We start from the raw sequence: 10,586 nt of genomic DNA, 5'->3' as shown, positions 1-10,586 counted from the left end.
TTGCAAGGATTTAGAAACATCGTTAATGCACCGCCGCCGGGGCCGGCGGCAAAAAACAGCCGGATGGCGGTTTCGGCCGCGCTGGCCATTTTAACCGGAGGGGCGATCTTAGATGGCAGAAGCCCCACAGGCAGCGGCCAGGTTCATTAAAACTATTCTATATCAGACGTTTAGCCTGAAAATGCCGGGGCGCGGCAGCGTGCCGCACGTGTCATCCATCAAAGCCCTAAGGCATCGCTTGCCCGCAAGCGTGGCTGCAGTTAGAATAATTCTAAGCCATGTCCCAGCGTGTTTGAAAAGCTGGAAGGCTGGCTTTCCCGACTCATGTTTTCGAAGGAATTGAACATGGCAGCGCTGAACGGCTCGAAGACCGAATCCAATCTGAAAGACGCTTTTTCCGGAGAATCCCAGGCGAACCGGCGGTATCTTTATTTCGCACAAAAAGCCGACATCGAGGGTTACAATGATGTAGCCGCCGTTTTCCGTTCGACCGCCGAGGGTGAAACGGGCCATGCCCATGGTCACCTTGAGTTCCTCGAAGCGGTTGGCGACCCCGCGACCGGCCTGCCGATCGGTGAAACCACACAAAATCTGAGCGCCGCCGTCGCCGGCGAAACGCATGAATACTCCGACATGTATCCTGGCATGGCACGCACCGCCCGCGAGGAAGGATTTGAGGAAATTGCCGATTGGTTCGAGACGCTTGCCAAGGCCGAGCGCTCGCATGCCGGCCGCTTTCAGAAAGCACTCGACGAATTGCGGAAATAATAGACCGGCACGATTAGGTTCCATCCGTAAAAATGGCCCGGCTTCCGCCGGGCCGCCCGTCCTTGTCACCTTTTGGAACCTCCCCCCTTTTTGAGAAAATCATCCCATGAGCGAAGGTGGCCTTGGCGCTCCGACCCGGCATCCGCTGGATTGGCAAAATCCGGATTTTTACGACGAAGCAAAGCTCGACGCGGAGACGCGGCGAATCTTCGATATTTGTCATGGCTGCCGCCGCTGCTTCAATCTCTGCGACTCCTTTCCGCGCTTATTCGATCTGATCGACGCCGCCCCGAATGGCGAGTTGGATACGGTGGACAGCCAAGGCTTCAAACCGGTCATCGATGCCTGCACGCTCTGCGACATGTGCTTCATGACAAAGTGTCCCTATGTCCCGCCGCACGAGTTCAATCTCGATTTCCCGCATTTGATGCTGCGCCATCGCGCAGTCGAGGCCAGCCAGGGCAAGACAAAAATCGCGGACCGTGAACTCGCCAAGACCGACCGCAACGGCAAGGCCGCGCGTTTCTTGGCGCCGCTCGCCAATTGGATCACCGGCAGAAGTCAGAAATTCACACGGGGACTCGTTGAAAAGATAACGGGCCTCGACAAGAACGCCGCGCTGCCAAAATACCGGTCGAAGAGTTTCGAAAAACTGAGCGCGGACGCTCCGCCAGCGATCAATTACGATGCTCCCGCCTCTGGCCGCAAAGCAGTCATCTATGCGACGTGCTTTGCCAATTACAACGACCCGGACATTGGCCTTGCGGCGCGCGCCGTGCTGGCAAAAAACGGGGTCGAGACAGAGATTGTATATCCGCATTGCTGCGGCATGCCCATGCTGGAGCAAGGCAATATCGCGGAGGTCGCGAAAGGAGCCAAGATCGTGGCGCAAGCGATGCGTCCCTGGATCGACAAAGGCTATGGCATCATCGCTCTGGTTCCGTCCTGTGCCCTGATGTTGAAATTCGAATGGCCGCTGATCCTGCCCGGCGATCCCGGTATCGAGAAGCTGTCGAAAGCCACTTTCGATCTGAGCGAATATGTCGTGGACATTGCCCGCAACGAAGGTCTTGCCCCGGGAATGGAGCCGCTCGCCGAGGGTCGCATCGCCTTGCATATCTCTTGTCATTCGCGAGCCCAAAACATGGGACCGAAGGCGCGCGAAATGCTGAAACTCATCCCGAACGCCGATATCCAAGTGATCGAGCGTTGCTCCGGCCACGGCGGCTCTTGGGGCTACAAGCATGAAAATTTTGGCACCGCCATGAAGGTCGGCAAACCGGTTGCACGGCAAGCTGCATCGAGTGGCAAGGCTGTCATCACCTCCGAATGTCCCCTGGCTGGCCTGCATATCGTGCAAGGCATCGAGAGCCAGGACGGCGGCAAGCCGCGTCTTGCCGGGCATCCGATCGAAATCGTTGCCGAGGCCTACGGGCTCGGCAAGTAATCCGTGTGAATTAGGCCCTGTCTGCAGGGACTCTGGAGCCCCCCATGAACCAGAAACATTATCTCGCGCCGGGCGATATCCTGGCCCCCGAGGAATATCGTAAGATCCGCGACGAGAGCCGCAAGAAGAATGCCGAACGAAAACGTCAGCGGCGGATCGAGGTCGGCCCCCATGTCACCTTTTATTTCGAGAACTATGGGACCATGTGGAGCCAAGTCCACGAAATGGTCTATATCGAAAAAGGCGGTCTTGAGCAGATCGCGCAGGAGCTCGAAGCCTACAATCCCTTGATCCCGAAGGGTCAGGAACTTGTCGCGACGTTCATGATCGAGATCGACGATCCCGACCGGCGCAAGCGCGTTCTCGGCGAACTTGGCGGGATCGAGGAAACAGCTTTCTTGGTTGTCGGCGGCGAGCGCGTTGTTGGGGTCCCAGAGGCCGATCAGGACCGGACACGGTCAGATGGCAAGGCCTCATCGGTCCAGTTCGTCCATTTTCCGTTCACTCCCGCGCAAATCGAGGCGTTCCAGCGTCCGGGTGCCGAAGTGACGATCGGCTTTGCCCATCCTTCCTACGGCCATATGGCGGTGTTGCCGGAGGCCGTGCGGGCCGAACTTGCCGGCGACTTCGATTGACACGCACCGCGCTCATGGCGGCTTTGCATGCGCTGCCATATCCGCTATGAAGCGGGCGCCAATTTTGGCTTTCTTCATTCCGGGAACATCATGGCGACCGAACGCACTTTTTCTATTCTGAAGCCCGACGCGACGCAGCGCAATCTGACCGGAGCGATCAATGCGCTCATTGAAAAGGCAGGGCTGCGAATTGTCGCGCAAAAGCGCGTTCGGATGACCCGCGAGCAGGCTGAGACGTTTTACGCGGTGCACAAGGCGCGGCCGTTCTTCGGCGAACTCGTCGAAACCATGACAGCTGGGCCAGTGGTCGTGCAAGTGCTCGAAGCCGAGGACGCGATCAAGAAATACCGCGACGTGCTCGGCGCGACGGACCCCGCGAAGGCGGCACCCGGCACGATCCGTAAGGAATTCGCCGTCTCGCTCGGCGAGAATTCGGCACATGGGTCCGACGGTCCAGAGACGGCCGCGATCGAAATCGCACAATGGTTCTCCGGCAATGAAATCGTCGGCTAAAAGCCTCGGCGCTCTGCCTCCTAGCCGCTGAAGGGAACCCTCAAGGATGCTGGCGGCAACGCGGGGTCGCCAGCATAGACGCGATTGTCCTCGATCCGCAGATGACCTTCTGCGACGCGGGCGAGCGCGGCCGGATAGATGACATGCTCTTCGGCGAGCACACGGGCGGCGAGCGACGCGGGTGTATCGGACTCAAGAACCGCGACCGCCGCTTGTGCGATAATCGGACCTTCGTCCAGGGCCGGCACAACAAAATGCACTGTGCAGCCGTGGATTTTGACGCCGTCCGCGAGGGCGCGTTCATGCGTCTTCAAGCCCCGATAGGATGGCAGCAGCGCCGGGTGAATGTTGATAAGCCTGCCCTGCCATTGCGCGATAAACCACGGCGTTAGCAGCCGCATGAAACCAGCCAGACAGATGAGCTCGATGCGATGCAGGTCGAGCAGGACCTGCATCGAACGCTCGAACTCTTCGCGCCCCGCGTAAATCTTGTGATCGACGGCGGCGCAGGCGACCTTGTGATCCTTGGCGAATGCCAATCCCGCCGCATCCGGCCGGTTCGACAAAACAAGAACGATTTCGGCTGGATATGCGGGGTCTTGGGCGCGTTCGATCAGCGCCCGCATATTGGATCCCCGCCCCGAGATCAAAATCGCGGTGCGCTTGCGCCGGGTGGTCACAGGTCAAGTTTTCCGTTATGAAAAACCCTCACGGCGTTCTTCATTTTCACCACCGTCCCGAGCGCAATCGGATCCTCCCCCGCGCTTCGAAGCGCTTGCTCTACCTCCTTATACCGCCCGGAATCAGCGATCAAAATCATTCCGATCCCGCAATTGAAGGTCCGCAACATTTCTTTTTCAAGGACGTCACCTTGTCTCGCAAGCCATTGAAATACTTTCAGAACCGGGATTGACTGTAGTTCCACTTCGATTCCTAGATCATCCGGTAGAACGCGAAGGGTATTTTCTGCACCCCCGCCCCCAGTGACGTGAGCCAGAGCCCTAACGCCATCTGTCTGTCTTAGCACTTGCAAGATTGGTCTGACGTAGATGCGCGTCGGCGTGAGAAGAGCTTCACCGAGAGTTTTATTCGCCATGAAAGGCGCAGGATCGCTCCAGGTCATAGAAGAATCATCAACGATTTTACGCACAAGCGAAAATCCGTTGGAATGAACACCCGATGAAGCTAATCCAAAAATGATATCGCCAGCTTTGATGTCGCCTTTTGGCAGCAGATTTTCGCGCTCGACAGCACCGACCGCAAAGCCCGCGAGATCGTAATCAGCACCCGCATAAAGCCCTGGCATTTCGGCGGTCTCGCCGCCGATCAGCGCGGCGCCAGCTTCGAGGCAGCCCTTGGCAATTCCCTTGATGATCTGCACACCCGTTTCAGGATCAAGCTTCCCCGTTGCGTAATAATCGAGAAAAAAAAGCGGCTCCGCGCCTTGCACAACAAGGTCATTGACGCACATAGCGACAAGATCGATCCCGATCGTGTCATGAATCCCAGTTGCAATCGCGATGGCGACCTTGGTGCCGACGCCATCGTTGGCGGCAACGAGGAGCGGATCACGAAAGCCTGCTGCCTTGAGATCGAAAACGCCTCCAAACCCGCCGATCTCGGCATCGGCGCCTGGGCGTCTTGTGGCGCGCACAATCGGCTTGATTTTTTCGACCAACGCGTTGCCCGCATCGATATCGACGCCGGCACCCGCATAGGTGAGGCCTTTCTTATCCATTGTGAAGCTCCCGGAGAAGCGATGAGAGCTACCGCGTCATGCCGCCTAAAGCAAGCTCAGAGGTTCATTGCCCGATCTGCCCCGGCAGCTAAGCAAATGCCGGTGCCGGGCCCCGGAAACACCATTCTTTGGTCTGCTACAGGACCAAAAAGCCACCCCCTATAGGTTCATCTCTCCGCGTGCTAATATTGGCGGCGCGGACGACGGGACGCCCCGCATAACGGTGGTTTCCATGAGCTCCGTGCCTTACCGAAGTCTGCCGAATTTGATCTCGCTGGGGCGGCTTGTGCTCGTGCCCGCGATTGTTGCGATGATCGCCACGGAGCGCTGGAAAGAAGCTTGCATCGTTTTCATCGTTGCCGGGATCTCCGATGCCATCGATGGCTGGATCGCCAAGACCTTTCATCTCACCTCGGAACTCGGCGCCTATCTTGATCCTCTGGCGGACAAGGCGCTCATCGTTTCGATTTATGTGGCGCTTGCCGTCGTCTCGGTCCTGCCCCCGACGATTACCATCCTGGTCGTCGCGCGTGATGTGATGATCATTGGCGCGTTCATGATTGCACTCGTCATGCGAAAACCGGTAAAGGTCAAGCCACTGATGATTTCCAAGCTGAACACGGCGGCGCAAATTAGCTTCGCGGCAATGGTGTTGATCGCCAAGGCTTTCGGTTTTCAAGCTGGAATCTGGTTCGATATTTCGCTTTATTGTGTCGCGGCTTTGACCCTCGCCTCGATGGCGGCCTATATCGGCCAGTGGATCAGACATATGAATCTTTGACGCGGCGGCGCGGCAGAGTTGGTGGAAGGTAACGGCGGCAATGCGGATCGAATGGCAGATCGGCTTTTGGGTTGCCGCATTTTTACTCCTTGTTTTTCTGCTCTGGCTTTTCAGCAGCGTTCTTTTGCCGTTCACCGCTGGGGTCGCGCTCGGCTATCTGTTGAATCCCCTTGCCGACCGACTCGAGAGACTAGGGTTCAGCCGGCTCGGCGCGACACTGCTTATTCTAGCCTGCCTCGCCTTTGTCCTCGTGCTGATTTCGGTTTTGATCGTCCCAGTTCTGTGGACACAACTCGCGAATTTCATCGAGGCGTTCCCGTCTTATGCGGTCAAGCTTGAGGAATTGATTTCGGCGGAAACAGAGGGGCTCTCCCGCAAATATGGCAGCGTTCTGATGCAAAAGCTTGGCCTTGACACCCAAGGAGGCGTCGACGTGGCCAGTGCCACCAATGATCTCATCTCCCAAGCCGCGAAGTGGGCAGCGGCGTTCCTAAACTCCCTATTAACGCGCGGTGCGGCGCTGATCGGCCTGATTTCCCTTCTAGTCGTCACCCCGGTCGTGGCTTTTTATATGCTGCTCGATTGGGAAAAGATGATCGCGACAATTGATAGTCTCGTGCCTTTGCGCCATCGCGAGACAGTACGCGGGCTCGCCCGCGAGATTGACACGGCAATGGCTGGGTTCCTGCGCGGGCAATCGCTCGTATGCCTGTTTCTCGGCGCCTGGTACGGCATTGGGCTTTCCCTGATCGGGTTGAATTTCGGCCTCTTGATTGGCATCACCGCCGGCATTTTGAGCTTTATTCCCTACGTCGGTTCCTTGACCGCTCTCGTCTTGTCTTCCGCCGTCGCGATCGTGCAGGATTGGCCGCAATGGAAGTTGCTGGGCATGTCGCTCGGCGTGTTCTTGGTCGGCCAATTTCTCGAGGGAAATATTCTCTCGCCGAAGCTCGTTGGCGACTCGGTTGGGTTGCATCCGGTCTGGTTGATTTTTGCGCTTCTGGCGTTCGGAAGCCTCTTTGGTTTCACTGGCCTCATCACTGCGGTTCCTTTTGCCGCCGCCGCCGGAGTGATCTTGCGCTTCGCGGTCAAGCGCTACCGCGAGAGCAATCTCTATACGAGCCTATCGGATTCCAGCCCCAAAATACTCATCGAATCGAGAAATCCCGATCGTGACGCAGGACGGTTGCCATGAGCGGGGAGACGCCCCGTCAGCCTCGCTCGCCTAGCGCTCAATTGACACTGGAACTTGCCCCGGCGCCTGGCTTTGAGCGGGACAATTTCATTGTGTCCTCCTCGAATGAACAAGCATATGCGATGATTGAACTCTGGCCAGGATGGCCGGATTCGATGCTGCTTATCCTCGGGCCGCCGGGATCCGGCAAAAGCCACCTTGGCACGATCTGGGCGGAGTCCGCCGGCGCTGCCGTTCAACCGGCGGCGTCCTTGGTGGAGGCGAATATCGATGCATTGGCGTCGGTGGGGCCATTGCTTCTCGAGGATGCCGATGCGATCGGCCCATCCGAGGCGCGGCTTTTCCACCTTGTCAATCTCATGCGGGAGCGAGGCATCGCACTGGTCATGACGGCGAAAGCGCCGCCGGATGGCTGGGGCTTGCGGACCGCCGATCTTTTGTCGCGGCTACGCCTCGCGCCAGCGGTCGCGCTTGGGCTGCCCGACGATGCCCTCATGCGGGCCGTGCTCGTCAAACTCCTTGTCGAGCGGCAGCTTGTCGTCGATACCAGCGTGGTCGGCTATGTGGCGCTGCGGCTCGAGCGTTCGCTCGGTGCGGCGCGGGCCTTTATCGACGCCCTCGATCGGGAGGCGATGGCGCGCCAGCGGCGAATTTCCAAGGCGATGGCGGCGGACGTGCTCCGGGCCATGGAAGGCAGCGGGGAGCCGGGCTTTATGCCTTGGAAAAGTGACAGTTCCTCTGGGAGCTAAGGTCCGACGTAGCGGACCGTCCGGCCATTGGGATCGGTGATCATTTCTCCGGTTGTGAGCTGATTTTCGCTTGCCGACCGTCCCGTGACCACGCCGCTATCCGTTTGTTCCCCATGCTTCAAACTTGAGGCGTCTAATGCCGCAAAGGCGCTGCGCTCGCGTTTGGAAAGTTTCTTGATTTCAGAAATTTTCCGGAAATCCTCCGGCTGGTGATGATCGCCAGAATATCCGACAAAAATCTTCATCCCGGCTTGCGTCATCACCGCGTCACCGTGGCGCAAACTATCATCATCCATGAGATCAACCGGGGCTTGCGGTCCCACCAAATGATCCGTTTTGTCGGCGAGGATCAATTTCTTGTGTGTCGCAAGCGCATCATGCACGTGCCGATGGGAAGGATGCTCCGCGCGGCGGCGGAAAACGGGTCTGGAACGAAATGGCTCACCGCCTGGATAGGCATAAGACTGGGCAGCCGGCGGCGGCCCAAATAAAAAGTCAAAAAAACCCGCATGCGCCACACCTGGGAAGGCAATCACGGGAAGCGTGCCAGCCGTCCATAGAGCAATCGCCCAGCGGCGATGAATGTGAGTAAAACTCATAGTGAAATCCATGAAACAAAGCACAACAAAGCTAAGGAGAAAGTCAAATCGTTTAGATCACGCCTTTTGGAATGTCGAGACGTTTCTCAAGCGTCTTTTCGTATCCTTTCATACTCCATGCGGACAATCCGCGCACCATACCGGCGCTCCAGCCTGAGAACGGTAAAATGGCCACGCGCGACCATTTGGAAATGGTCCGCAAAGGCGTAGTTGATTGCCGCCCCACCCGCCGCACCCAGCAGCGGAACACTTTGCGCGACAATTTTTTGCGAGACGGCAGCGCCGAAATGACTGCCGATTTGCGTGACCAATCGGACCAGCACCGGTGCAACCTCGCGAATGGCACTCCGGCCAGCGAGATAACTTGCAGCTTCTGAGACAGACTTCGCCAATATAGCGCGGACCGCGAAATAACCCGTCTCCAAAATGGCTCCATCCTTGGAGACGGAGTCTTGATCCTCTCCTTCCGAGGCGGGGTAAGCGAGGTGTGAACCCGCCCTTCCCCCAAGGGCAAACACTTCCAGGCAGGCAAGCGCGGTGCGCGGATCGGAAAGATCCTGCCCCTCGGAACGTCCAATATCCGCGATCGAGCGCAGCATGATCGTGGTGGAAAATGGCAACTCGATCGGCAGGCTCGCAATCCCAAAGGCGCCGCCCGCGGCGCCAGCAAGCACCGCGATACTTTTGTGCAGGCGCTGCCGGTCCTTAACTGGTTGGTCAGCAAGGCTCTTCAGCGCGACATCGAGCCCGCTGCGCACGGCAGCCTCAGCAGCCCTATTGGCAATCGCGGCGATATTCCTCGGCAGCATCGATCCGATGATGCCGGCCTTCTGTCCAAGAACAGCACTCAGCCGGATTGCCAAGCTCGTTTGTTCTAGCTCCCGCATGGCGCGTTCGAGAGCCATCTGATCTTCACGCGAAAGCCGTGAGGCCCCGGCGGGAAACGGAACACCCCCACTATCAGAAAGCCCGGCGTTCACTAGGGAAGTCATCGACAGCCTCTCAAACCGAGCCATATAGCCTTAGCCGGCACGAACCCGCAACCAGAACGGCGGTGCCGGATGCCCCACCCGTGACACTCAGTCCATTCGCGCATTGGCTCGACGCCAAACGGTTGATGTGGTAAATCATATATTAACTAGTGAGCACGGTCCGGATTGCCAGCGGTCTGGTGATATTCCTGGCTTGCCTGAATTCGAAACCTACGCATGGACTGCCAACGGAAACCCAAGCTCAATTTACTGCAATCTGTCGGAGAATATTTAATCTCATCTAATTGACCTCTAATTTTGTAACTCGAATTAGCTCAAATCCGAGCACTTTACTTACAGTTGCCGCAAAGTCGGCCTGGCAAAATCCCGCTTCATCGCAGGCGCGGAGGGCAAAAAAAATGTTTGATGTGAGAGCTTGGGCAGCGAACTCGGCAATGGCCTTGTCCTTGATGGCTTCGCCGCCCGTACTGCTCTCCTCGACCTTCGCCGCGGCCGCCGAGGACGGCGGAGTCATGACGGCCTCATATGCACCGATAGGCGGCCCGACGAGTGTGCCTTATGGCTGGGCCGATTTCTGCCGCCGCTACGCGAGCGAGTGCGACAGCGGTACGCTCCCGCCGCTCGATGTCAATCTGACGACGAAAACCATGAAGGAAATCGGCCGAGTCGGCCGCTGGGTGAATTCGCACGTCAAGCCTGTGTCCGATATGGAGCACTGGGGCGTCATCGACCGGTGGGACTATCCGTCCGATGGAAAAGGCGATTGCGAAGACTTCGCGCTGTTCAAGCGCAAGATCCTGATCGATGAAGGTTTTCCCCGTCAGGCCCTGTTGATGACAGTCGTCAAGGACGAACACAATGAAGGCCACGCTGTTTTGACCGTCAAAACCAGCGCCGGCGAGTTCGTCCTCGACAATATGACGGACGACGTGAAACCCTGGAACCAAACGGGTTACCGTTTTGTCAAACGCCAATCGCAGTCAGACCAGAACGCGTGGGTGCAAATCGGCGATCCGACAGCGGCGCCAGACTATGTGTCCCGCTAGGAGAAGGCTTCTTCTCAATTGAAGATGTTCTAGCTGCCCGTTCGAGCCAATTCCTGTTCCTCCTCAAAGGCAGCCGCCTCGCTTGGCTCGATCACTGCTGCCACCGGCTTTGGCGGCAACGGG

At 57.9% G+C, this 10,586-nt stretch carries 12 protein-coding genes; 8 read left to right on the top strand and 4 right to left on the bottom strand.

Annotated features, from left to right (window positions below; all coding sequences use genetic code 11):
- Positions 1-345 precede the first annotated feature (345 nt).
- From QEV83_RS17535 to ndk, 4 genes are all read left to right on the top strand, one after another.
- A complete protein-coding gene (locus tag QEV83_RS17535) occupies positions 346-768 on the top strand; it encodes a rubrerythrin family protein (protein ID WP_280128944.1) in 423 nt (140 codons plus the stop codon).
- A gap of 106 nt (positions 769-874) precedes the next feature.
- The gene (locus QEV83_RS17530; protein WP_280128943.1) at positions 875-2,215 is read left to right on the top strand and encodes a heterodisulfide reductase-related iron-sulfur binding cluster; all 1,341 of its coding nucleotides are present in this window, start codon (positions 875-877) and stop codon (positions 2,213-2,215) included.
- Positions 2,216-2,259: 44 nt separating this feature from the next.
- Entirely contained in the window at positions 2,260-2,850 is a 591-nt protein-coding gene (locus QEV83_RS17525) for a DUF3501 family protein (RefSeq protein ID WP_280128942.1), read from the top strand.
- 90 nt (positions 2,851-2,940) lie between these two features.
- Complete coding sequence (ndk, locus tag QEV83_RS17520) at positions 2,941-3,363, top strand: nucleoside-diphosphate kinase (protein WP_280131126.1); 423 nt, start codon at positions 2,941-2,943, stop codon at positions 3,361-3,363.
- A gap of 20 nt (positions 3,364-3,383) precedes the next feature.
- On the opposite strand, the gene purN is transcribed toward ndk, so the two are convergent.
- The gene (purN, locus tag QEV83_RS17515; protein ID WP_280131125.1) at positions 3,384-3,989 is read right to left on the bottom strand and encodes a phosphoribosylglycinamide formyltransferase; all 606 of its coding nucleotides are present in this window, start codon (positions 3,987-3,989) and stop codon (positions 3,384-3,386) included.
- A gap of 50 nt (positions 3,990-4,039) precedes the next feature.
- Positions 4,040-5,101 (bottom strand): phosphoribosylformylglycinamidine cyclo-ligase, encoded by a 1,062-nt coding sequence (gene purM / locus QEV83_RS17510; protein WP_280128941.1) that lies wholly within the window; start codon positions 5,099-5,101, stop codon positions 4,040-4,042.
- 232 nt (positions 5,102-5,333) lie between these two features.
- Between purM and QEV83_RS17505 the strand changes: the two genes are divergently transcribed.
- From QEV83_RS17505 to QEV83_RS17495, 3 genes are read left to right on the top strand one after another with little or no spacing between them, the layout of a single operon-like run.
- A complete protein-coding gene (locus tag QEV83_RS17505) occupies positions 5,334-5,882 on the top strand; it encodes a CDP-alcohol phosphatidyltransferase family protein (RefSeq protein ID WP_280128940.1) in 549 nt (182 codons plus the stop codon).
- A gap of 40 nt (positions 5,883-5,922) precedes the next feature.
- Entirely contained in the window at positions 5,923-7,077 is a 1,155-nt protein-coding gene (locus tag QEV83_RS17500) for an AI-2E family transporter (protein WP_280128939.1), read from the top strand.
- Entirely contained in the window at positions 7,074-7,826 is a 753-nt protein-coding gene (locus tag QEV83_RS17495; RefSeq protein ID WP_280128938.1) for a hypothetical protein, read from the top strand. Before QEV83_RS17500 ends, QEV83_RS17495 begins: the two co-directional genes overlap by 4 nt.
- On the opposite strand, the gene QEV83_RS17490 is transcribed toward QEV83_RS17495, so the two are convergent.
- Both QEV83_RS17490 and QEV83_RS17485 read right to left on the bottom strand, forming a co-directional pair.
- Complete coding sequence (locus tag QEV83_RS17490; protein ID WP_280128937.1) at positions 7,823-8,425, bottom strand: hypothetical protein; 603 nt, start codon at positions 8,423-8,425, stop codon at positions 7,823-7,825. The genes QEV83_RS17495 and QEV83_RS17490 overlap by 4 nt on opposite strands.
- 86 nt (positions 8,426-8,511) lie before the next feature.
- Entirely contained in the window at positions 8,512-9,417 is a 906-nt protein-coding gene (locus QEV83_RS17485; RefSeq protein ID WP_280128936.1) for an EcsC family protein, read from the bottom strand.
- 398 nt (positions 9,418-9,815) lie between these two features.
- Here QEV83_RS17485 and QEV83_RS17480 point away from each other — a divergent pair, with 398 nt between their 5' ends.
- Positions 9,816-10,463 carry a transglutaminase-like cysteine peptidase gene (locus QEV83_RS17480; protein ID WP_280128935.1) on the top strand — a complete coding sequence of 216 codons (648 nt, stop codon included), beginning with the start codon at positions 9,816-9,818 and terminating at the stop codon, positions 10,461-10,463.
- Positions 10,464-10,586: the final 123 nt, after the last annotated feature.

The organism is Methylocapsa sp. D3K7 (assembly GCF_029855125.1).
GTDB lineage: Bacteria > Pseudomonadota > Alphaproteobacteria > Rhizobiales > Beijerinckiaceae > Methylocapsa.
This window is presented reverse-complemented; position numbering and strand designations above follow the sequence as displayed.

Excerpts from the sequence above, each read along its gene's own strand:
- QEV83_RS17535 (WP_280128944.1), top strand. The coding sequence starts at position 346 with ATGGCAGCGCTGAACGGCTCGAAGACCGAATCCAATCTGAAAGACGCT.
- QEV83_RS17530 (WP_280128943.1), top strand. The coding sequence starts at position 875 with ATGAGCGAAGGTGGCCTTGGCGCTCCGACCCGGCATCCGCTGGATTGG.
- QEV83_RS17525 (WP_280128942.1), top strand. The coding sequence starts at position 2,260 with ATGAACCAGAAACATTATCTCGCGCCGGGCGATATCCTGGCCCCCGAG.
- ndk (WP_280131126.1), top strand. The coding sequence starts at position 2,941 with ATGGCGACCGAACGCACTTTTTCTATTCTGAAGCCCGACGCGACGCAG.
- purN (WP_280131125.1), bottom strand. The coding sequence starts at position 3,989 with ATGCGGGCGCTGATCGAACGCGCCCAAGACCCCGCATATCCAGCCGAA.
- purM (WP_280128941.1), bottom strand. The coding sequence starts at position 5,101 with ATGGATAAGAAAGGCCTCACCTATGCGGGTGCCGGCGTCGATATCGAT.
- QEV83_RS17505 (WP_280128940.1), top strand. The coding sequence starts at position 5,334 with ATGAGCTCCGTGCCTTACCGAAGTCTGCCGAATTTGATCTCGCTGGGG.
- QEV83_RS17500 (WP_280128939.1), top strand. The coding sequence starts at position 5,923 with ATGCGGATCGAATGGCAGATCGGCTTTTGGGTTGCCGCATTTTTACTC.
- QEV83_RS17495 (WP_280128938.1), top strand. The coding sequence starts at position 7,074 with ATGAGCGGGGAGACGCCCCGTCAGCCTCGCTCGCCTAGCGCTCAATTG.
- QEV83_RS17490 (WP_280128937.1), bottom strand. The coding sequence starts at position 8,425 with ATGAGTTTTACTCACATTCATCGCCGCTGGGCGATTGCTCTATGGACG.
- QEV83_RS17485 (WP_280128936.1), bottom strand. The coding sequence starts at position 9,417 with ATGACTTCCCTAGTGAACGCCGGGCTTTCTGATAGTGGGGGTGTTCCG.
- QEV83_RS17480 (WP_280128935.1), top strand. The coding sequence starts at position 9,816 with ATGTTTGATGTGAGAGCTTGGGCAGCGAACTCGGCAATGGCCTTGTCC.